Below are 23,087 nucleotides of genomic sequence, written 5' to 3'. Positions count from 1 at the left end.
ATCAGGCCCGCGACATGAATTTACGCTCGGCGGTGTTCACCCGCACCTTTTCGCCTTCCACGATATATTCCGGCACCTGCACCACCAGCCCGGTATTCAGGGTGGCCGGCTTGGTGCGTGCGGAGGCAGAGGCGGCTTTCATGGCCGGGGCGGTTTCGGTGACTTCCAGCACCACGGATGCAGGCAGCTCCAGGCCGATCACGGCATCGTCCACCCGCAACGCCAGCAACCCTTCGGTGTCCTCAGTGATAAAGGCCAGCTCGTCAGCAATGTCATCGGCCTTGAGCAGGTACTGGGAGAAATCCTCGTTATCCATGAAGATGTAATCGTCACCATCCAGGTAAGAGAACTGCACCGGCCGGCGCAGCAACTCCACCGTGGTCACGTCGTCATCCCCCTTGTAACGCTCCTCGAACTTGGGCCCACCCCCTACCGCACTGGCCTTCACCCGATACAGCGTCGCCGCCCCCCGGGCCGAGGGGGACTGCACCTCGATCTGACGGATCGCGTAAAGGGTACCGTTGGCTTCGATAACATCGGATTTTTTCAGATCGCTGGCGCGGGTCATGGGTAACTGGTCCTTTTCGAGAAAGGCCTATGCTACTCGACACTGGTACGGGCAAGCTAGAATCGGGTTAATTGAGAATGGATAATTGATAGCTCGCGCGCGAGGTTTGTCTGTTCTTCAATGCAAGAGGCCGCGACTGAACTCTGGCGCGACCTCTTGCATTTAATCACTCCCATGCGCTGTTCGCGCCGTTATCAATTATCCATTCTCAATTATCAATTGTTTCCTGATTCCTTCCCACGCGCCCTCACACAGCGCCTTCCGATCCGTGCCCTGTGCCGATACCGGTTCGCAGAAATGCAGGCGCACGCGGATGCGGTTGCGCAGTAGCATGGCCCACAGGTGGTGGTGGAATTCGTCGTCGCCGATAAAGGCCATGGCGGCATCCGGGGCGCCTCTGTCGTCCAGGTAGCGCACCGCCAGGGGTTGTACTGGCACATTGGCCATCAGCGGCGCATCGAACAGCTGCGGAAAGAAACGGCGCAGGCCGGTGCCGTCAGTGGTGGTGCCTTCCGGGAACACCAGCACCGTATGACCCTGCTTCAACCGATCACCAATTTCCCGGGCCTTGCGACTGGACTCGCCACTGCCTCGCTTGATGAACAGGGTGCCCATGGCCCGGGCCAGGGTGCCGATTAACGGCCAATCACCCACTTCAGCCTTGGACAGGAAATACAAATGGCGCTGGCTGGCAATCAACGGAATATCCAGCCAGGACACATGGTTGCTGACCAGAAACACCGGAGTCTCGACCGCAGTACCCGTGACTGTCAGCTCCACCCCGAGGATACGCAGAAAGTGCCGGCACCAGTGCTGCTTGGCCGCCAGCACCCCGGGCCGATACGGTGACCAGAACGCCCCCAGCAGAAATGCCAGCACAAAGCCCCACAGCAGATAGAGCACGATGCGGGCAACCCTGAATATCCGGCGCAATTGCGGCCAGAGGCCGCTTTGAATATCAGGACTGACGCTGACGCTATCGTTCATTTCACTCATAGTTCAGAGCCTGAGCCGAATCGTATAGACACCGTAGGAGCGGCGCTCTCTGTGCCCTGCGGGTATGAGCCGCGAATGTACTTGCGACACACCTGCCACCTTCGCGGCTCAAGCGCCGCTCCTACGAGCCACCCACCGTTCCCCGTTCCTAAACCGCCTGGGCCGGCTGCAGGAAGTGCTGCACATAGCGGGCCGGCAGGTCATCCACCGCCATCAGCACGAAGAAATCCAGGCAGTTGAAATCCGGGTCCCAGCAGGGCTCGCCACACACCCGGGCCCCCATGCGCAGGTAGGCCTTGAGCAGCGGCGGCATTTTCACGTTGTCGTCGGCGGCCTGGCCCGGCAGGCGCTCCAGACGCAGATGCGGCTGCACCCGCATTGCCGGCTCGCTCAGGTGACGCTGGTTGATGCGCTGCTGAATAGCGGCCACGTTGTAGCCCTCGCTCAGGGCAATGCTGGCGCAGCCCAGCAGGTAGCGCACATCGTTTTCGAGCATGTATTGGGCCAACCGCGCCCACAGCACGGTGATCACGGCACCGCTGCGGTGGGCGGGATGAATGCAGGTGCGGCCGATCTCTGCCACCCGGCCATCCAGATGGCGCAGCATGGACAGATCGAATTCGCCGCTGGAGTAGAAACCGCCGGTGCGATGCAGACGTTCGCCGGGCAACACCCGGGTGTACCCGACGATCTCGCCGCTCTGGTTATCGCGCACCACCAGGTGCAGACAGTGCTTATCAAAGCGGTCCCGATCCAGCCCGAAGGGAGCGCTGAAACTGGCGCCGTATTCCTGGGAGAAAATACGGTAGCGTAGACGCTGGACCTTGATGATTTCCCGCCGGGAACGGGTGAAGTAGGCACTGAAGCGCCCGGCACTTTCCACATCCGCCGCCATGTCCCGCGGGAAACGGAGAATATCGGCAGTGGCCGTAAACGGCTTGGCCAGGGCCCCTCTTAGGTGGGGGCTAAGGGCTTTGATCTTTCCTGCGGCTTGCGCAAGCATAGTGTACTCCACTGGCAGTTTCGGGCAGTTTCGCCAGTGGACGTGGCACAGTAGTGACGCTTGAGTGACAGTTGTGCGACAAGGGGTAAAAGCAGTTAATAGTTAATAGTTGCGCGGAAGTGGCGCTGTGGTTGCTGAAACGCAAGAAGCCACGAGCAAAAGTGAGGAGTGAAATTCCGAGTTGAATATAGAGAGGCGATTGCGCAGCAATGCAGGTAGCACGTCGCCACCGCCCAACACTCCGGCCGTTTGTGAAAAGGAGAGGCCCTATGGACAAGCCTGTCACTGTTTCCCGGCAGCCCTACCCTCTGCCGGTCAAGAAAGGGGAAAAGGTGTTCTGGTGTGCCTGCGGCCGCAGCAAAAACCAGCCTTACTGTGATGGCAGCCACAAAGGCACCGACATCACCCCGGTGGCCTACACCGCCCCACGGGACAAGATCGTGTTCTTCTGCGGCTGCAAACACAGCGGCAAGGGGCCGGTTTGTGATGGCAGCCATGTGCAAGTGAAAGAGGGAAAGCTCCCGTAGGAGCGGCGCTCTCTGTGCCCTGCGGGTATGAGCCGCGAACCTCGCGTAGCGAGGAAATCGCCCGAAGGGCGATCAGGCATTTCCACGCTCGACAGATCTCTCTAGAGAGACCGGAGCAATACGCAAGCCCTTTTCCTCGCCCAGGCTCGGTTTCGCGGCTCAAGCGCCGCTCCTACGGCGGCTTCGTAGCCAGGCGTTTACCCCGTGTTGCGAAGCCCCGCTGCAATACCGGCGATGGTCACCATCAAGGCACTCTCCAGGACTTTATCGCCGTCCTGCTGGCGCAGGCGCGCCATCAGCTCCGCCTGGAGAAGGTGCAGGGGATCCGTGTAAGGGTCGCGGACCCGGATGGACCAGCGCATCACCGGATTGTTATCCAGCAGGTCTTCACGTCCGGTGAGGGCAGACAGGGCATTCACCGTGCCAGTGAGCCGCTCGCGTAACACTTCACCCAACCGGGCCAGATCAACGTCATCCCCGGCCAGCCGTTGCTCGTACCAGGCCGCCACGCGCAGGTCCGCCTTGGCTAACACCATCTCGAGCATATCCACCACGCCCTGAAAGAACGGCCACTCGCCCACCATTTCCTGCACGGTGCCGTTTTGCGCCGGGTCCGCCTGGGCAGCCTCCAGTGCAGCACCCGTACCCAGCCAGGCAGGAAGCATCAGCCGAATCTGGGTCCAGGCGAACACCCAGGGGATGGCCCGCAGGGAGCTGATGCCGGCATCCTGCTTGCGGCGGGCCGGGCGACTGCCCAGGGACAGCCGGGACAGCTCGGTTTCCGGGGTCACCGTGCGCAGGTAGCGCACCAGTTCCGGTTCTTCCTGGACCACGCTGCGATACCCGGCCACGGAGACATCCGTCAGGGTCTGCATCTGTTCCCGCCATTGCGGCTTGGCCGCCCGGGGTGGCAACAGGGTCGCTTCCAGGGTGGCAGCCACATATTGCGCCAAGTTGAACACGGCCACCGCCGGGCGGCCGTACTTGAAGCGGATCACCTCGCCCTGTTCAGTGACGCGAATGCGCCCGGCCACGGAGCCCGGTGGCTGGGACAGCAGCGCCATGCGGGTGGGCGAGCCACCCCGGGAGATAGAACCACCACGGCCATGGAACAGAGTCAGCGGAATGTCATGTTCGGCAAACAGGGCGGTGAGCTTTTCCTGGGACCGATACTGGGCCCAGGCGGCACCAAGAAAACCGGCATCCTTGGCGGAGTCGGAATAGCCAATCATCACTTCCTGGCCCCCGGCCACCCGCTGCCGGTAAAACGGCACCGCCAGCAGGGCCGACATGGTGTCCTCGGCGTTGTCCAGGTCATCCAGGGTTTCAAACAACGGCACCACACGCATGGGCTCGCTGACCCCGGCGATCTTCTGCAGCAGCATCACTGCCAGCACATCCGAGGGAGCACGGGCCATGGAGATGACATAGGCGCCCAACCCTTCGCTGCCCTGCTCGGCAATCACTCGGCAGGTGGCCAGCACTTCTGCCACCTCGTCGCTGCATGCCTCACTGGCGTGGAAGCTGTCATCAATCAGTGGACGGCGAGCCTGGAGCTCCTCCACCAGAAACGCCTGCTTGCGCTCCTCCGGCCAGTCCGCATAGCTACCCAGTTCCAGATAACGGGTGACCGCATCCACGGCATCGCGATGGCGGGTGGATTCCTGGCGGATATCCAGCCGCAACAGGGTAATGCCGAAGCAATTGAGGCGGCGCAGGGTGTTTTTCAGGTCGCCATCGGCGATATCGCCCAGGCCGACATCGCGCAGGGAGCGGTCGATCAGTTGCAGGGGCGCCAGTAATTGCTCACGGCGCAGGAACCCCTCGCCTTCAGGCACCGGCTGATTTTCTACCTGAGCTTCCATCTGCCGTCGGGTGAGCTTCAGTCTCTGGCGCACCTGGCGGAGAATCACCCGGTAAGGCTCATGGCTGGGGCCGGTTGCCGCCAGCAATTCCTCACTGGCCGCTTCCATGGACAGGTCCGCCAGCAGGTTTTCCACGTCACGCAGGTACAGGTCCGCGGCCATCCAGCGGGCCAGCAGCAACACTTCCCGGGTCACCGGCGCGGTCACATTGGGGTTGCCGTCCCGGTCGCCGCCCATCCAGGAGGCCAGCTTCACCGGCGCCCAGTCCGCCGGCGGCTGGGGCAGGCCCTGCTCGGCCAGCTCTCGCTCCAGTTGCCGCACCATTTCCGGCACCGCCTGCCACAGGGACTGCTCGATGGTGGCGAAACCCCACTTGGCTTCGTCTACCGGGGTGGGCCGTTCGCGGCGAATCTCATCGGTGCTCCACGCGGCCAGGATCAGGCGGTAGAGCTTCTCGCGACGAAAGGCCAGTTCGTCATCGGTCAGATCCGGCCGGTCCAGTTCGCCGAGCAGGTCCGCCATCTGGTCGTATTTGCGGATCAGGGTGCGGCGGGTCACTTCGGTGGGGTGGGCAGTGAGCACCAGCTCCACGGACAGGTCTTGCAGAGTGCCGTCGATCACGTCAGCGCTGATCTGCTCCTCCTGCAGGCGCTGCAGCACATTGGCGATACCCTGATCACCACCGGGATCTCCGGGGTAACGCTGATGCTGACGGTGCAGACGTTCACGGTGATGCTGTTCGGCAATGTTGCTCAAATTGAGAAACTGGCTGAAGGCCCGCGCCACTTCCAGCAGGGTGGCGTCATCCAGAGGCGAGAGCAGATCACGCAGGGAAGACAATGCAGTTCCCTGCTCGCCGCGGGTAGCCACCGAGGCTTTGCGGATGGTTTCGATGGTCTGATAGAGATCGTCACCGGCTTGCTGACGCAGACACTGGCCCAGCAAGTCCCCCAGTAAACGCACATCATCTCTCAGGGGCATATTGACACTGTTATCCACTGTGGCTCCTTCATAACTGCCGAACGGTATCGCCTTTTATGCCTGAGCACATTCGCGTTGGCCATGACAACCGCAAAAAAACGCATTTTTAACAAGATTAGCGTGCATCACATCTTTATTCCCGGAGGGCCCTGACGCAACATAGGCGGCTTGGGAGCCTCTGGATAACTCCTTGCGTGCTCAGCGTGGCCTGAAGGGTGCAGCTGTCGTGGTTTGTGGCGACGGACTGGGTGGTTCCCTTTCCTAGCGACAAAGCGCAGCAGATGGGCCCTTCAGGCCGCGCCCTCCGGGTCTTCCAGGCTGGCCCGCACTCGTTGTTGCGTGTTGAAGGTGAAGGGTCGATGGATGGACATACACCTTCAAAATCGCGCTTAGATTGCGAGCCAGCCTGAAAGACTGAGCACGCAAGGGGTTATTCAGAGGCTCCATAAGTCACCGGGGATCGATGAATCATGACGACTTCCAGCCGTATCACCTCGGATCAGGGTGTGGTGATCATGCAGTACCTGGCCCGGGCCCTGTTCGCCGCCCTGGCCGTGATCTATTTCCATCATGCAGACAGTTTCTTCTTTGCTCTGCCCAAAGCGACACCCTGGCTGTTGTTTGCCGCTTATGTGGGGCTGCAATTATTGCTGTTGTTCTGGCGCCCGGCCAATGGCGATGCGTTTGCTTCCGGTCTGGATTTGCTGACCCTGGGCATCGTGCTGCTACTGGACCCGGGCAACCCGCCGCCCACCATGGCGCTGTTGTTTATCGCCGTGCTCAGCAACGGCCTGCTCCACGGCATCAAACGCTTTCTGATCATGCTGGCTGGCGCGGAAATCGTGCTGGCCTTTGTGCTGCCGATCCGGCTGAGCTATGTGACAACGCCGTCTGCCTCGGCGAGCCTGTTTCTGGTCATCGCCCTGAGTGCCTGCATGCTCTATTTCGGGCTGATGATCTGGCGCAACCAGGCCCTGGCCCGGGCGGCCCTGGAAGCCACCTGGCGGGACCCGGATACGGATTTCATCAGCCGCGAGGCACTGATCAGTACCGCCGGCTGGCTGGTGCCGCTGCACGACCGCATTTCATCACCCATGACCCTGGCGCTGGTGCATCACGATGAGTTACCCCAGTTGGCCAACCGGGTGGCCCACCGCATCCGCCGCAGCGATGTGGCGGCACGCTATGACAAACAACATCTGGCCTTGCTGCTGCCCTGCACAGCCACCGCCGCCGCCGAACAACTGCTTAACGATCTGCGCGACCGCCACCCCGGCCTGCGTGCTGCGATCATGACCTTGAGTGATGGCGATGCGGCTCTGGAACAGGCGTTGGCCCACCTGCAGAGCTCCATGGCCCGCACCCGGGACGATAACGACCACTGGCTGGCCCACGCCCCGCCCATGCACTGAGAGTCAGCCCCGAACAGGCGAATTCGGGCCAGATACATACGCTCACACTGCCTTGCCGTGAAAGCCGATAAAATGGTGGAAAACGTGCAAGGCAGCCGTCATGTTCCGTTGTATCGCTCTTCTGGCAGGGCTCGCCATATTCCCCTTGTCCAGCGCCATCGCAGACACCGCCAACGCCCGCATTGTAGGAGGCGAGCCGGCACCGGTTGATCGCTGGCCGTGGATGGCCCAAATCGTAGTAGATAACCCGCAGGAAAGGGGTTTTACACTGTGTGGCGCCAGCCAACTCAGCCCAGATTGGGTGATTACTGCCGCCCATTGCATGAAAGATGAAATCGGCGAACCCGCCATCAGTGCGGATGTGTCGGTTTTTATCGGTGAACATGAACGCAACGGCACCGATAATGGTATTCCGGTCAGACAGATTTTCATCCACCGGGACAACAGAAATCTTGGTCTTGACCGCGATCTAGCCCTGCTGCGTATCGACACCCGTAACAATACCCTTTGGCCCAGCATAATCAGCGAACGCGGCTTTAAGGATCTAGAAGGTCTCAGTACCACAGCGCTGGATGAGTCTGTCACTGCCCTTGGATGGGGTGATACCGGCAACGGCAGCCTCAGTAATGTGTTGCAGGAAGTGCAGCTGGACTACATCCCCCAGCAACGCTGCAGGGAGCTATCCAGTCTTACCATCACCAACTTTGCGGTCTGCGCCGCCGAGCTAAATCCGGTGAACGGTGTCCAGCAAGATTCCTGCTTCGGTGACAGCGGCGGCCCCCTTTTCCTGGGCGAAGACCCGGAACCCTGGCTGGTCGGTCTGACCAGCTTCGGGCTGCGCAACTGTGCCACCGGGGCGCCATCCGGTTATACCCATTTGTCGGCTGAAACCGCAGAGCTAGAATTTCTTACCAACTATGCCAACATCCCTCTGGTCGACCTACTACCCCAATGGCCCACACCACCACCGCAGTATTACTATCAGCCCCCGGGCGGCAGCCAAACGCTGACCCTGGCCCTGAAAAACGACAGCAAGGAAAACACCGTCACCAATCCAATTCTGGCCTTTAGTCTCACTGGCAACACTTTCGCCAGTGGCCGCTGGTCCGGGTGCGGCGGTCTGCTCTCGGGCAATCGCTGCCGCCCAGCATCCAGCCTCGCGGCCAGCGGCAGTGTTCCCCAGGATCTGGTGATTGATGGCAATGGCGGCGCCGATCAGGTGGTCACTGTAGCCATCTCCGCCACCGCCAACCAGGATGATTACCGACGCCGCAATAACCGCATTGCGCAGAAAGTAGTGTTCTCCGACCAGCCGGATCTGACTCTGTCCGCCGTCCAGAAGAGCGGCAACACCAATGAAGCCAGGGTAGCGGTAACGCTCAGCAATCGATCCACGATCAATGACGCTACCAATGGGGAAATCCGTTTTTCCCTGCCACTCAATACCACCCTGGCAAACGCCGACGAACTGGGCTGTACCCTGTCCAATCCGCTACGCTGCCCGGTGGGCAATGTGCCTGCCACCACCAGCCAGACGTTGAATCTCACTTTCGCCTCGGATACCGGGGCAAACCAAGCTATTACCTTTACCAGTTTCTCCAGTAATGGCGATCTGCCAAACGATAACAACGATAACGCCATGCTGACCCTGCGCTATCCCTCCCCGCCCCCTGTCGGAGGAGGCAGCAGCGGAGGCGGTGGAGCACCCACCATCGTCACCCTGCTGGCCGGATTACTGCTGGTATTGCGCGGCTTTCCCGCAAAAGCACAGCTCCGCTAGCCCCTCTTTATCCCGTTGGAGCTTTGCTCGCAAAGCGAATGGCCCTTCGCCTTGTGAACAAGGCTCCAACGGGGTCTGGTGCTAGTCGCTAACGACGAAACTGCGGCAGCGACGCCAGAATATCCAGGGCGTGGCGACGCTTTTCCGGGTCGTAAAGATCGACAGTCACCATCAATTCATCAATTTCCACGCTATCGAGCAACTGATCCAGTTGCCCCTGGACAGTGTTGGCGGTCCCTAGCAACTGCAGGGCAAGAAACCCTCTGACTCCAGCCTCTTCTTCCGGATTCCAGTACCCGTCCATACTTTCCACCGGCGGGCGCATCCACAGCGGCTGGCCCCGGAACAGGGACAGAATCCGCCGATAGCTGGTGGTGGTGAGAAAGCGGGCTTCCTCATCGGTATCCGCTGCCACCGCCGGTACCGCCAGCATGGCGTAGGGCTTGTCCAGCTTAGCCGACGGCTGAAATTGCTCCCGGTAGAGACGCAGCGCTTCGCGATACAGACGCGGCGCAAAATGCCCGGCAAAGGCATAGGGCAACCCCTGCTGGGCCGCCAGCTGCGCACTGTACAGGCTGGAGCCCAGCAACCAGATCGGCACGTTTGTATCGGCGCCGGGAATGGCGTTGACCGGGCGGGAACGATCCAGCGGACCCAGCAGCCTCTGCAATTCGGCCACGTCATGGGGGAACTGCTCGGCGCCCAGGCCTTCGCGGCGCAGGGCGCGGCTGGTCATCGGGTCGGTGCCCGGGGCCCGGCCCAGCCCCAGATCAATGCGACCAGGATGCAGGATTTCCAGAGTGCCGAACTGCTCGGCGATCACCAGGGGCGGATGGTTCGGCAACATCACCCCACCCGAGCCGACCCGGATGGTCTCCGTGGCATTGGCGATGTGACCAATCAGCACCGAGGTGGCGGCACTGCTGATGCCCTCCATGTTGTGATGCTCGGCCAGCCAGAACCGGCTGAAGCCGAGGGACTCCGCATGGCGGGCGTAGGCCACGCTATTGGCCAGGGTCTGGCCGATGGTGTCGCCTTCACGGACCGAGGCCAGTTCCAGCAGGGAAAACGGCAGGGATGTCGTCACAGAATGCTCCTTGATGACAGCCGGAGGGATTGGCTCGGCGCTCACATTACCATGCATCAACGCCACTCTGAATCACGTTCGGGGCATTCTGGTTAATGCCCAACCGACAAACGCGTTAAGAGCGTTATCCCTGCGACGGCAAACCAGCCCAGTCTTGTTTGCCCTGCCACCGCCCTATATTCTCCCCGCTTTGCTGATCATTCTAGGGAGAACACCTTGAAGACCACACCGAGCTACCGTGCCGATATCGAAGGGCTGCGCGCGCTGGCCGTTGTGCTGGTGATTCTCTACCACTACGACGTCCCAGGCATCACCGGCGGCTTCATCGGCGTCGATGTGTTCTTCGTCATTTCCGGGTTCGTGATCACCCAGCTTCTGCAGCGGGCGTTCGAAAAAGGCACTTTCCAGTTCCGCGATTTCTACGCCCGTCGTATCCGCCGACTGGTCCCTCTGTTCCTGCTGGTGTCCACCGTCACCTTCCTGATGATCTCGCCCTTCTATATCGGCGATGCCTACTACATCTTCGCCAAGAGCTGGCTTTCCTCCCTGGTCGGCCTGAGCAACATCTATTATTTCCAGGAGTTGGCCCAGTACTTCGCCCCGGAAACCCGCTCCCTGTCGCTGCTGCACACCTGGTCGCTGGCGGTAGAAGAACAGTTCTACCTGATCTGGCCCCTGGCCCTGTACCTGGCCTATCGTTTCGGCAAGGGGCGTGACGGCCACTGGCCTTTCCGGATCACCCTTGTAGCTACCTTTGCGCTATCGGTATACCTGGCCGGTGCCTATCCCTCTGCCGCCTATTACCTGCTGCCCGCCCGTCTGTTCGAGTTCATGCTGGGCACCGGCGTGGCCCTGTTCAGCCGTCAGCTTCCTGCCCTGAACCGGCCCTGTGCAGAAATTCTCGCAGCTCTGGGCCTGGCCATGATCATCGCCACCGGCCTGCTGCTGACCAAACACGACCACTTCCCCGGCTATAACGCCCTGTGGCCCACCCTGGGCACTGCCATGGTGATCTATGCCGGCCTGCACCAGACCGGCACACTCACCGCCCGCCTGCTCAGTCTGCCGGTGATGGTGTTTCTGGGCGGAATTTCCTACTCCCTGTACCTGTGGCACTGGCCACCGGTGGCGCTTCTGCACTACCAACTGATCGAACTGACCTGGACCAATCGCCTCCTGCTGATGGTCGGCGTCGTAGTGCTGTCGTGGCTGAGCTATCGATTCGTGGAAAACCACTACCGGAACCGCCCCTGGAGCTTCAAAAAATCCTTCATGGTGTTCATCTTCGTGCCTTTGCTGATCATCTGGGCGATCCAATCCACCATCCGGATCGCCGATGACCTGAGCTTCCGCATCCCGGAAGAACGCCGCGCGCTTTACCAAGTCATTGCCAACAACAACCCGGCAGATTTGTACAAGCGCTGCTTCAAGGGCGACCCGGTGGAATTCAACCAGGGCAAGGCCTGCCTGTTTGGTGCCGAATCGGAAAACGGTCAGCCCAATAGCATGCTCATTGGCGATTCCCACGCTATTGCCCAGATCGGCTTTGTTGAACAGCTGATCAAGGGCACCGACCATTCCCTGCTGATGGTCACCCGGGCCTCAACCCCGTTTCTCCCAACACATATCGCCGAAAAGGTTCAGGCTGCGGACCCTACCCAGGTGGCCCGCAATCAGGCGCTCAGCGACTATCTCGGCCAACGCCCTATGACCGTTTTCATGGGTGCCTGGTGGAGCGCCTATCTGAAGAATAACGCCTTCCAGGGATATTTCCTGGATACCATCGGCTGGCTGAAGGACCAGGGCCACACCGTCATCATCCTTGAAGATGTCCCAGAACTGCCTTCTTCGGACTTTGCCGAATGCCTGCTGAAAAACATGGACGACTGCTCCATCAGTGCTACAAAGGCGGAACAGAACCTTGAGAATTTCTATCGCTTCAGAGCTGCCGCAAAACAGCGCTTCCCGGACGTGAAATGGATCAACCCGCGCAAGGTGCTCTGCGACGCCCAACGCTGCCAGACCGTACTCAATGGCATTCCGCTGTATCGGGATGAAAGTCACCTGAACAATGTGGGGGCGATTGAAATCGGGAAGGTATATCTCGAGCGGTTTGGGAATCCGCTTGGTGGAGACGAAAAAAAGAAAGCCCAGCAATAGTCTCAATACAGTTCAGCGCTGGCTCAAATTTTAAACCCCTCTCCCCTTGCAGGAGAGGGGTCCAGCCAGAAAGGGTTGAGTCAGAATCAAGCCACTTAAGGGAACAGCATTCCTGACAGAAACGAGGCTAATCAATCGATATTCGAACCTATGGACAATATTCAGCGATCAGATCGCTGTCATTGGTTGCCCACTGGGTGATAGCGCCGCCGTTTGAGATCGAGATATAGTCGATCCGGTCGGTATTATCATTGATACGAAACAAGGTATCGTTTTCGAACAGGATTTCCCGTTGCACACCGGCCTCTGCATAACGCATTCTTTGCGGCTCAAGAGACTCGGTATCGCTATCATCGTCATGAATCACCCCCACAACCTTGGGGTAACGGTTCGCATTATTGGTACCGATCAATGCCTCAGAACATACCCGGCTGGCCACATCACTCATCACCACCGTCAGACTATCTCCGTTATCAGCCATGATCTGAACATCGTTGAAAAAGTCTTTAACCCCGGGCTCCATAAAGTCCAGAGTTTCATAAGCCAGTACATGCGCCAGCTTGTCTGGCCCTGACAGGTTTTTCTCTATCAGGATGATGTCATCCATATCCAGACCATCACGGGTAACAAAAACTATCTGCCGCTTAATCAGCGGATCCCCCGTCGGAATCTCAACACGAACGCCATTAATGCTTGGATCATCAAGCCCGACGTCATAATTGGCTATTGCCATGTCTACCGACCAACCATCAATAAAGACGCCGGAATCCGGGTCAGCACCGGTATCTCCCGCGGCAATACCGATAACCGTACCTTCACGGTGATAACTCACAACTAACCACAATTAGGGGACACGCATAAATTCAAACAAGCAGAACTATACCTTACCACCCCGCCAGACTTTGCCCCGCCACCCATTTTCTGCCAGTTTTTTGTGCATAGTCACGGAGCCGGGCCAAGGCACCTACCGCAACAGGATGACGCTGTTTTCTGGGCCTCATATGTGAAAGCCAGACTTTTTCATCTATCCCCAAGCGATCCAGTATTTTTATCGCTTGACCAGATATTGACCCTCGCCTATCGTCTCTCACCGCCCTACCAGTACAGTCCACAAGCTCCAGATAGTCCATCAGTCGGAACCGACAAAGCGTGTGATCATCGTCAGCGTCGATGGTCTCTGCGTCTACCATCGGAAGAAGAACAGGTTGCTTAGCGCACTGACTCCCTGCCAGCTTTCTGGCACGTTGCTGGACTGAGGTGTAATCGGACTGCTCTGGTGTTCTCGCCATATCGGCCCGTACAGGATTAAGATCCACATACGCCATGCATTGCAGCAGAGCCTTTTCATCCAGAAGCGCCTGACACTTGTAGCGACTTTCCCAAAAGCGACCTTTGCAGCAATCCTCCTCGTTGGCTCGCCTGGCAAGGTACTCATTCAGGCATTTCATGAACCATCCCAGGTCATGAAGCCGCTCTCGCCATTGGCCAATGATTTCTAGCGCCTTAAGGGACTCTCCCTCCTCAGTCTGTCCTTTGATCCAACGTTTTACGATAAGAGGACCACTGAATAGTTGCATCCAGCGCTCTGCAACCTCTTGATCTGTCCAATCTAGGGCCTTTTTCTGATTAATGCGGAGAACAAGATGGTAGTGATTGGACATCACTGCATAAGCACAGAGATCGATTGCGAAGACCTCAGCCAGAACTGCCAAGCGATCCACCACCCATTGGCGGCGATGCTCGTAATCCTGGCCTGAATAGTGATCCTTTCACAAAGAAAGGCCGTCGCACACAGCGACAGATACAGTGATAATAGGGGGTAGAGTCCAGGGATACCTGGGTATAACGAGCTCGAGTCATGGGCTGCCTCCTTGCATAACTATGACTCAACAGTACTGACCAAAAAATCAGTGAAATATCAGCAATCTGCTTCGCTCAGTGTAAGCGATTATCCAATTCGCGCGTGTCCCGGATTGTTGCTCGGCAACCCCTTGATCTGTCCAATCCAGGGCCTTTTGCTGATTAATGCGAAGAACCAGATGGTAGTGATTAGACATCACTGCATAAGCACAGAGATCGACAGCAAATACCTCCGCCAAGACGGCTAGACGATCCACCACCCACTGGCGGCGATGCTCATAATCCTGGCCGGAGTAGTGATCCTTCCCGCAAAGAAAGGCCCGACGTACGCAGCGACAGATACAGTGGTAATAGGGGGTAGAGTCCAGGGATACCTGGGTATAGCGAGCTCGAGTCATGGGTTACCTCCTTACCTATCCATGACCCAACAGTACAGACCAAAAAATCAGTGATATATCAGCAGTCTGCTTCGCTCAGTATAAGAGATTCTCCAATTCCTGCGTGCCCCTTATTTTCCTTTGTTATTTTCCTTATTTTCTACAAGACTGCCAGCACCTTGTCACTTACGGTAACAGCCGGCCAATGGTAGCTCTTAATCCACGCTTTTTCTCCATGCAGTATATCTTTACCGGCGCTAGTCAATTGATTAGCGAATGCAGAAAGATTATAAGATAAATACTCCTCTAGCCCCCTATCTGACTTATCATCAGATCCAAATACTAACAGGTCTCTTCTTTTTTGAATTAGAAAAAGGCCGAGGTTGTATCCTTTCTTTGTAGGCTTTGATATATCGTAATACATGTAAGCTAGCCCGTCCCTGTCTAGCAGCACCCCTATTGCATAGGATGACCCAACCAATACAACCGAACTCTCATCAACCTCCCTAACCTTAAAGCTGTACTCGTCTATGAGGTTAGAAAAAGCCGATTTCACATTTTTTTGGAGAATGTCTGTCATGGCTTCACTATCTTTCCATTCTGATAAATGTATCCTTGCCGACGCAGTGTTAGGTACTCTTTACCAAATCCAGTCAGCTCCATCTTACCAGTAGTTGTATTTGGCCGGATTAATACGCCCATTCCGCGATTATCAACAACGTCAAACGCTGGCTTAGTAGCCATGAGGATGTTGTCGCCCCTAGAAGTCGCTGTGTTTAGGAATGGCACGTTTACTTCATCCCAAAAACCTTTTGGCCCCAGAGTGGTGAACAGCTCATCTGGCGCATTCAGCACATTAAAACCACCGGATTTCGACCCGAAATCCATGCTTTTAACGTTCCCTAGTTCGTCAACAATTGAGGCCATATCCTTGTTATATGAACCGAGAATAGTAGTCGTCTTGCCAGACTCGGCCTGAAGTAATACTCCTGACGAAGCTTGGTGATTTAATGTCTTGTTTGGAACAATAAACTCCACCGGCATCCCACTGGTATCAACCTCAAAAAGCGGAAAATCGTTGAAATCACCATCGCTATAACGCATCGACGATGAAACCATATCATCCAACCCATCAGCGCCAATTTTCCTCATACCCCCAATCGGCGTAATCGAGGTTGCCAAGCCGATGTTCGTCCAGGTGTCTTCAGTTTTGATTTGGCCCGACTCAGTATAAGCACCATGGAAATACGCCAATGCTGCCCTTTCGTCCGCCGTACTCCAATTGCTATAGCTTTGTTTTAGCTGCCTATATTTTTCCGGTTCCCGCAGAAGGTTCAGCGGGCTCATCATGATGGCAAGCTCTTTAGCCAGCCCAGCACTAAAATCCATAGGGTTGTTCATGACCCACAGAGCTTGATCTTTCAGGCCACTCAACACGCCATCGTGATAATCGCCGATGCCTGCCAGCCGACTCTGATAAGCCAGCCCTCCCTGGAACCCATAAAGGTCTTGATTTACCTGATCTGAAACCACGTGATTCACATAAAAAATTGACCTAGGATCGTAGAAAAACTGTTCGTTTAGGCCACCCGCGTAGATCAGATTATTTTCATAAACGTCCGGATTGACGTTATATTCTCTTTGAAAGAGTGGCCGGCCATTGCTGTCTGCGTGGCCTTCTGCAGCCAGCTCATCCAGAATTTTCTGGGCCTCATAGTCATGGGCTTGCAGGATATGCTCTTCCGAAGCCCAATCGTCATCAATGCGCCAGGCCAGGTTTCTAGCCAAGAGGGTGAGCGCCTCGTTGCGCTCTATCCCTTTGCTTTCCATCAACTTGTCGACCAAGGGACTGTTTTTTAACACCTCGATCTCTTTGTCGTGCATCTGGCGGAATTCCAGATCTCCTAGACCATATTGTCGATACTGCTCATCATTTGCCGCCAACAGTCCGGCATTATTGCCTTTCCAGTCCACCAGACTGGTTTGACCACCAGTCTGCCGACCGTCCTGCCGATTGGACCTGTCCCACAGATAGCCGAAACGGTCACCGTACAGGTTGGCGTAGGCGTCACTCCCTTCCTCCCGGGCGTGGTAGCCTTCCTCAGCAACGGCGCTCATGACCGCCCTGCTATCACGCAGGTTGAGTTCATCCACATTCAGCCCGGCCATTCTGGCCAGGTTGTTGACGAAGGCCTCAGCATCACGCATGCCCGCATGGGTGCCGTCCGCACTGTAGAAGCCCACGTCCAGATTGCCTCCGGCGATTTCACTCGCGATGAAAGCCAGCACATCCTGGCTTTTCTCAGCGTCGTGATCGGTCAGATTATTGACCAAGTCAACCAGGTCGGCTTCAGTAAATTCTCCCTGTTTTTTTGCATCCAGCACAGCGCGAATGGTCTGTTGTTTAAGGCGAGCATCCTGATTACGTTGATAATGGTCGGATATGCCATTGGCTTCCCCCATTCCCAGCACCTGCCAACTACCATGGTTGTTACTCACCAACATCTGGCCGGCCGACATCAACCCATCACCAACCTTGCCCGCCATGTCATCGACTGCCTGATCATTCAGCAGGCCTCGGCTGCCGCTTTTGTCCGGTTTAGCCGTGCCCAGGCTCAAGCCGTCAATCAGCGCGTTATCCACATCACCAACGCCTCCCACACTACTTTCTCCTATTTCGGAGACGGCTAGGTTGATGTTGAAGGTGTCCTTGAGCTGATCCAGGCGACTGTTATGTTTGTTGTCGTCCCGGTCCAGCACGCCCAGCCCCTGCAGGGAGGTATCGCTAACGTAGAGGTTGTAGTCGTCCTCTTCGTTCTTGGTGATTTCCTGAGCCTTACTCATATCCCTATTGAGGCCCGCCAGGCTGTTTCCGCCAACGCCCTGATCACCGCGTACAGTGACGGTGCCCTGTCCGACGGTGGCACGGGTAATCTGTTCCCGTTCGCGGTTCTGGTAACCGGCGGTCAGGTTATTCATGTTGACGCCAGGGATCAGGGTTTGTGCTGAAGCAGTTTGTGTCGGGCCTTGCGTTTGGCCCTGAGGAACGCCGGCACCAAAACCCAGGCTCATTGACTCGAAATGGTCATAGTCCTGGATGTCCTGATAACTGAAGGTACCAGTATCCAGAGTCAGATCACCGCTTGCGCTGTTGATGACGCCCCCGACCAGACTGGTGTGGTCTTCCACGTAGATATTGGCAGCCTCACTGGCCAACAACCCGCTTTGATCATATACCCAGGCACTATCACCCTCGGTTTTTGAGCCGCTTAAACTCAGACTGAAAGAGCCAGCGCCAACGGATACGCTGCCCTGGGCACTTTCCCCACGGATATAGCTGGTGTCCTGGCGGCTTTCCACAGTGAGGTCACCGCCGATGTTGGCATCCATGGTATTAGCGGACACAACGGCACCGGCCAGCGTCAGATCGTTGCCCACATCCAGTGTTGCCTGGTTCCCGGCAGTAAAATGGGCGTTAACCTGCTGAACCTGGCCACTACGGTTATTGGCATAGCCACCTGCAGCCGTAACACTGACGCCACTATCGGACCCCAGCCCGACATTAACACTGGCATTGGCTGATTTGTCTTCGTGGCTAGTCGTATTTTGCGCCGATTCAATGGTGACATCGCCACCGGATTTCACGATTAGGTTATTACCTGCCGAAGCCTCAGTACCCACATGTCGCTGGTCGCCACCACTGATAAAGGACAAGTCGTTTTCGGCAAAAATAAGGGTTGAATTAGCGGTTTGGCTGGTATCTTCACTTTCCTGTTTGGACCACTCTGCCACATAACCTGCGCTGCCACTCACGCCACCGCTACGAGCCCCTTGAACGGCATCAACCGCCTGCAATGCAGCTGAGCCGGTATTTACTGCTCCCTGCTGATTGCCCACGTTATTAACAGCATCTGCTGCTGCGCTGACATTTTCCTGAGCACCGATAGCAATGCCCGTACGGAAGTTTTCGTCGATGACTTTCAGCATGCTTTCGGAAACGCTGGCAAGCGTAGTGATATCGCCTTCCGCATCCAGCATGATATTACCTGTGCTGCCGGCTTCCGCTTCCGGGTGTGACGAAGCTTGCAATATACCGCCAACAATCGTGATGTCGTCGCCGCTATCGATTCCGATATTACTGCCGGATATCTGGCTACCTACCGCTGTTTTCTGTTCACGGATTTCAGTGTGCCGGTCCTCTTCATAACCAGCAAAAAGCTCGACGGAATTGCCACTGGCAGTGCCTTCAACCTTGAATTCCCGTTCCGTCGTAGAAACCTCCTTTCGCAGAGAATCCACACCGACGAGCATATTCACGTCACCGCCAGCAATCAGTCTGACATTACCATTACTGTTCAGAGAGGAGCCCATCATTGTGATGTCTCCAGCACTTTTTAGGGCTGCACTACCCAAAGCTGTTACATCCGTGCCAACAAAATCACTGCGGCTTTCTTTTTCCCGATGCTCGTATTGACGAGCAAAGCTCATCTTCCCACCAGAAAAATCCACACCTAACGAGGTGGAAGATTCGTAAGCCCAGTTCTCACTGGTTTCATGCGCCCCTACCAGTGCGATATTCCCTTTCCCTTCTTCGCCATTGAGGCCAGCTTCCGCGTAAAGGTTATTCAGGAAAAGGTCCGCAGCAACCAACGTTGTATCGTTACCGGACAACAGCATGGTATCGCCAGCAGATTGAATATCTGCTCTGGCCAATCGTGTCTTGCGGCTACCTTTCCCTTCATCCCCCTTGATATTGATATCACCAACACCCATCGCAGCCATATACTCATTAGGAACCACTCCCATAGCGGCGAAAGAAGCTGTCGCCATGGCAGCTTTTGCCACTCCTGAATATTCTCGTCGGGTTTCTTTTTCGTGGAACGAACGGGTTTGGGCGGCAGTGACTAGCAGGTCGTTGCCCGCATACACCAGAGAATCTCCACCGGAGTGAATGTTCGTTCCTTCCAGGAGCACATCGCCTTTTGCTTCGTTCCAGGTGGTAACTTGGCCTGTGTCCGGATCAGAAAGGGCATTAATCTGGACATTCCCGGCAGCAGAAAGCTCTGTCACTCTGGCGGTTTCGTTGTACTTTTCTTCAGTGGTAATTTTGCTGCCGTACCACTTATCGTCTTCTTCGTAGCTATAGCTGTAATCCGAATCCCGGGCTGCCAGCAGGCTAATATCCCCCTTACCCATCAGTGACAGATCTTCCCCAGCCTCCAGCCGACTGGCAATCACGGTCAGATCATTCCCGGACTCCATCACCACATCGCCACGACCAGTAATCGAAGCCCCCTGCTGGCGCACACTGCGCTGGATGTTATGGCTGGTTTCGCCGTCGTGGCGCACCCTGAAATCGTAGCTGTCGCTGTTGGCGACAGAGGCGACCAGCAGGTCGTTACCCGCTGAGAGCTGCACGCCGCCATCGCTGGCCAGGTCCGAGCCAATCAGACTGAAATCGTTGCCGGCACTGGCCAGCAGATTTATGGTGGCGGTGATTTCACTGCCGATATGGCGGACACGGGATTCGCTGAGCTTGCCGCCGTGGTAGTTGCCTTTTCTTCCGGATTTATCTGCCACGGTATCGACGACGATATCGCCTTCGGCATTGAGGGCGACATTGCCCCCCTGGATGCGACTACCTGAGATACGAATATCTCCGCCGGCATCAAGCGATATAGATTCCAGACCCTCAATGGTCGCTGCTGCGCCCATCTCAGTGTCCCATTCACGCCAGCCTCTGCCGATCACTTCATTTTGGTAAGATAAACGCTGATTGATGATATTTTGAGAGCTTTCAAGTGCGACTTCCCGCCCGCGAATGGTACCGCTGACATTGCGGACATCGCCTTCGGATTCGATATCCACCAAACCTTCACCGATAATATCTCCGCCCAGATTTTGCAGACCCTCTTCATTGAGAGTGAAATGGGTATCGCCCCCGATGTGGATGGTCCCGCTGTTAACGATGCTGCCGCCGTCATTGACCATATCGGCACCAGAGGCAATCAGTGCACCGTTATCGTCAATCACCGCACTTTGTGGCGTCAGGTAGAGCTGCGGCACCAGTACGGTTTCACCAGCCACTTCCTGTTCCACCATCCAGACCATGTCCTTGGTCAGGGCATTGATCTGATCCGGGCTGAGAGCTACCCCAACGTTCAGTTCCAGTTCTTCTGCGGCGAACAGGCCGTTATCGAGCAAGGCACGATACTGGGTGTTGGCATCCACATACTCTTCATCCAGCAAGGTGCGTCCGGTCAGGTCCACCACCTGCTGACGAATCAGTTGCTGCTCGTAAAACCCGTCGCCCAGCAAACGCATGGCGCCATTAGGGTCCCAGCCCAGCCGGTTGAGCAGATACTCGGAGCCCAGGAAACCATCGCGAGTGGAGAAGAAAGGGTTGGTTTCAATCAGGTAGGGGTGGTTCGGGTCGGCAATGGAGAACAAGCCGCCATTAACGTTGACAATAAAGTCCTCCACATTGCCACCCAGGGCTCCATCAGCTACGGCGATCAAGTCTTGTTCTGACAGGTTCCCCGCCTCTTGATGACCAAAATCTCCATTAATGACTTCTGCACTACCCAGGGACAAATCCCCACCGGAAACGATATTTGCACCAAGGATTTCAGTTGAATCCAGAGTATCTTTATGTTGGCTGATAAAGCGATTATTTCTGTGCAGTATCGTATCTTGACGATCAATCAGGTTATCAGGATCATAATTAGGGTTATGCTGGTTAGGATAGAGAGCCATGTACTCAAGATCTTTATCGGCTCCGCCACCCCAGTAAGCTGCACCACCGCTATAATTGCGTTTGTTATATGGCTGTACACCATGGATTACATTTCTGATGTGCATCCCATCAGTCATGTAACCCCCATATCGGGTAATCAGCAAATATTCTCCGGAATGTAACCCAAGATTATTGATCTGATCGAATTCCAGGTTCATGCTGCCGATCGCTAGAATATCGCTAGTTTTGTTTGTCAGCACTGAGCCTTGCAGGAAAGTATTTCCACCGGAGGCAAGAATACTTCTATCTGATGTAGCATCATCCAGCTCACGGAAAAAGTGCTCCTTAAACTTATAACTCATGGTGAAGTGATCGCCTGTACACTCATGACATGTGTGCTTGATACTCCCCTCTGTCAGTTTTTCTTCCCACTCAAGAACATCTCGCACATTATCAATCTGTGATGCACGAATACTGATATCGCCTTCCGCCTCAATTCGCCCGGAACGGTTTTCCAGCTTTTCCGCACTCTCACCATCGCTGCCGTTGATAGTGATATTTCCGGATGTGTAGATATCCGCCAATCGGTTGGTGACCCGATCGGCAGACAGATTGATGTCGTTTTCGGAGAGCAGCGCACCACCTTGATCATTGAGAATCGAGTCTGCCTCAACGGTCAGGGCTTCCCGTCCCCCCAGAGTGCCTGTATTGGTAACGGTGGTGGCTTGAATATCCGCCATGCCATCGGCAACCACATCCCCGCTATTGGTGTAATCGGCGGCGTGCACACTCAAGTCTGCCTTTGCCAACACGGTGCCTGTGGACATAACATCGTTCTGGTTGGCATCAATGGCGATATTGCCGGTCGCTGCCAGGTCGGAATGCTGGATCTTGCCATTGGCCGACAACTGCAAATCCCCATTCTGCGCCGCCACCGGCGCATCCAGCTTCACCCCAACACCGTCTTCGTTAGCAATCAGTCGGATGCGGCCTGCGTACATGCCGCCCAGGGCCGAGGAGTCGATGGCGAACTCGGGTTTGTCGCCATCGGTGGTGGCATTGCTGGTGGCCAGAGTCTCCCGGTCTACCTGTTGCTGGCCGGTGACGATGTTCAGACGGTCCGCATGCAGTTCACCCGCCAAGGTCACGGAGCGGGCGATAATGTCGAAGCGTTCGGTGTTGGAGGCATTCAGACCATTACCAAAAATGGACACGGCACCGCCCTGCACATCAAAGCCGCGCAATTCCCCGTCTTCCATGATGGATTGCCCGGTGGTCAGGGTGGCGTGGTTAGTATTGATAAAGCCACAACCGTTACAGCTGATGCCGTTAGGGTTGGCCACCACCACATCGGCGCGGGCACCGCCTACTTCGATGTAACCGGCCAGGTTGGAGGGGTTCTGACCGATCACTTCGTTGAGGATCAGGCTGGCGGAGCCGTTTTTCAGGTTGGGGTTACCTTCGATGTAACCACCCAGCTGAGTTTGTGTGAGCTTCTGGCTGTTGTTGAGGACCAGGCCTTTATCGCTGACGTTGAGGTCGTTGTAGAAATTCTGCGAGACGCCCTTGCCGTTGGGGTTTTTGATATTGACCACCGGCACGCCATTGGCCGCCTGATCCAGGGTGGGCCGACCATTGGTGCCATGGGTTGGCGTGATGGGCTGGGCGGACAACAGCACGGGTTGCCAGATCAGCAGCAGCGACAGGCCGTAAACCAGGCCACTTTTCACCCGCG

The 23,087-nt window shown here is 56.5% G+C and carries 13 protein-coding genes and 1 pseudogene; 4 read left to right on the top strand and 10 right to left on the bottom strand.

Going from position 1 to position 23,087, the window contains the following annotated elements; genetic code table 11:
* Position 1: 1 nt before the first annotated feature.
* From efpL to T9A_RS13660, 3 genes are all read right to left on the bottom strand, one after another.
* Positions 2-568 carry an elongation factor P-like protein EfpL gene (gene efpL / locus T9A_RS13670; protein ID WP_035249454.1) on the bottom strand — a complete coding sequence of 189 codons (567 nt, stop codon included), beginning with the start codon at positions 566-568 and terminating at the stop codon, positions 2-4.
* A 198-nt stretch (positions 569-766) separates the two neighbouring features.
* A complete protein-coding gene (locus tag T9A_RS13665) occupies positions 767-1,564 on the bottom strand; it encodes a lysophospholipid acyltransferase family protein (protein ID WP_232222117.1) in 798 nt (265 codons plus the stop codon).
* Between the two features lie 148 nt (positions 1,565-1,712).
* The gene (locus T9A_RS13660; protein WP_052043024.1) at positions 1,713-2,567 is read right to left on the bottom strand and encodes a GNAT family N-acetyltransferase; all 855 of its coding nucleotides are present in this window, start codon (positions 2,565-2,567) and stop codon (positions 1,713-1,715) included.
* 269 nt (positions 2,568-2,836) lie between these two features.
* Between T9A_RS13660 and T9A_RS13655 the strand changes: the two genes are divergently transcribed.
* Positions 2,837-3,094, top strand: a complete 258-nt coding sequence (locus T9A_RS13655; RefSeq protein WP_035249452.1) for a CDGSH iron-sulfur domain-containing protein — start codon at positions 2,837-2,839, stop codon at positions 3,092-3,094.
* Positions 3,095-3,291: 197 nt separating this feature from the next.
* Here the strand turns inward: T9A_RS13655 and ppc are convergent, their stop codons facing one another.
* Positions 3,292-5,958, bottom strand: a complete 2,667-nt coding sequence (ppc, locus tag T9A_RS13650; RefSeq protein WP_156964906.1) for a phosphoenolpyruvate carboxylase — start codon at positions 5,956-5,958, stop codon at positions 3,292-3,294.
* A gap of 452 nt (positions 5,959-6,410) precedes the next feature.
* On the opposite strand from ppc, the gene T9A_RS13645 reads away from it, so the two are divergent.
* Positions 6,411-7,352: a PleD family two-component system response regulator gene (locus tag T9A_RS13645; RefSeq protein ID WP_035249451.1), complete on the top strand. Its 942-nt coding sequence runs from the start codon at positions 6,411-6,413 to the stop codon at positions 7,350-7,352.
* 100 nt (positions 7,353-7,452) lie between these two features.
* Entirely contained in the window at positions 7,453-9,132 is a 1,680-nt protein-coding gene (locus tag T9A_RS13640) for a S1 family peptidase (protein WP_052043023.1), read from the top strand.
* A gap of 88 nt (positions 9,133-9,220) precedes the next feature.
* Here T9A_RS13640 and T9A_RS13635 read toward each other — a convergent pair whose 3' ends face one another.
* Positions 9,221-10,276 (bottom strand): LLM class flavin-dependent oxidoreductase, encoded by a 1,056-nt coding sequence (locus T9A_RS13635; protein WP_084573510.1) that lies wholly within the window; start codon positions 10,274-10,276, stop codon positions 9,221-9,223.
* A gap of 159 nt (positions 10,277-10,435) precedes the next feature.
* Between T9A_RS13635 and T9A_RS13630 the strand changes: the two genes are divergently transcribed.
* The gene (locus tag T9A_RS13630; RefSeq protein WP_035249445.1) at positions 10,436-12,379 is read left to right on the top strand and encodes an acyltransferase family protein; all 1,944 of its coding nucleotides are present in this window, start codon (positions 10,436-10,438) and stop codon (positions 12,377-12,379) included.
* A gap of 148 nt (positions 12,380-12,527) precedes the next feature.
* Here T9A_RS13630 and T9A_RS13625 read toward each other — a convergent pair whose 3' ends face one another.
* The 5 genes and pseudogenes from T9A_RS13625 to T9A_RS13605 form a co-directional block, all read right to left on the bottom strand.
* On the bottom strand, positions 12,528-13,211 hold the full coding sequence (locus T9A_RS13625; protein WP_035249443.1) for a hypothetical protein: 684 nt from the start codon (positions 13,209-13,211) through the stop codon (positions 12,528-12,530).
* Between the two features lie 52 nt (positions 13,212-13,263).
* Entirely contained in the window at positions 13,264-14,091 is an 828-nt protein-coding gene (locus tag T9A_RS13620) for a transposase (protein WP_232222116.1), read from the bottom strand.
* A gap of 264 nt (positions 14,092-14,355) precedes the next feature.
* A pseudogene (locus T9A_RS17305) lies at positions 14,356-14,637 on the bottom strand (transposase); the annotation flags it as partial.
* A gap of 139 nt (positions 14,638-14,776) precedes the next feature.
* Positions 14,777-15,196: a hypothetical protein gene (locus T9A_RS13610; protein WP_035249437.1), complete on the bottom strand. Its 420-nt coding sequence runs from the start codon at positions 15,194-15,196 to the stop codon at positions 14,777-14,779.
* The gene (locus tag T9A_RS13605; protein ID WP_035249435.1) at positions 15,193-23,082 is read right to left on the bottom strand and encodes a hemagglutinin repeat-containing protein; all 7,890 of its coding nucleotides are present in this window, start codon (positions 23,080-23,082) and stop codon (positions 15,193-15,195) included. The genes T9A_RS13610 and T9A_RS13605 overlap by 4 nt, the downstream gene beginning before the upstream one ends.
* Positions 23,083-23,087: the final 5 nt, after the last annotated feature.

The organism is Alcanivorax jadensis T9 (genome assembly GCF_000756655.1).
Taxonomy (GTDB): domain Bacteria; phylum Pseudomonadota; class Gammaproteobacteria; order Pseudomonadales; family Alcanivoracaceae; genus Alcanivorax; species Alcanivorax jadensis.
The sequence above is the reverse complement of the archived record's forward strand: the minus strand, read 5'-3'. Positions and strand labels throughout refer to the sequence as shown.

Coding starts and splice junctions, on each gene's coding strand:
- efpL (WP_035249454.1), bottom strand. CDS start 568: ATGACCCGCGCCAGCGATCTGAAAAAATCCGATGTTATCGAAGCCAAC.
- T9A_RS13665 (WP_232222117.1), bottom strand. CDS start 1,564: ATGAGTGAAATGAACGATAGCGTCAGCGTCAGTCCTGATATTCAAAGC.
- T9A_RS13660 (WP_052043024.1), bottom strand. CDS start 2,567: ATGCTTGCGCAAGCCGCAGGAAAGATCAAAGCCCTTAGCCCCCACCTA.
- T9A_RS13655 (WP_035249452.1), top strand. CDS start 2,837: ATGGACAAGCCTGTCACTGTTTCCCGGCAGCCCTACCCTCTGCCGGTC.
- T9A_RS13645 (WP_035249451.1), top strand. CDS start 6,411: ATGACGACTTCCAGCCGTATCACCTCGGATCAGGGTGTGGTGATCATG.
- T9A_RS13640 (WP_052043023.1), top strand. CDS start 7,453: ATGTTCCGTTGTATCGCTCTTCTGGCAGGGCTCGCCATATTCCCCTTG.
- T9A_RS13635 (WP_084573510.1), bottom strand. CDS start 10,276: ATGCATGGTAATGTGAGCGCCGAGCCAATCCCTCCGGCTGTCATCAAG.
- T9A_RS13610 (WP_035249437.1), bottom strand. CDS start 15,196: ATGACAGACATTCTCCAAAAAAATGTGAAATCGGCTTTTTCTAACCTC.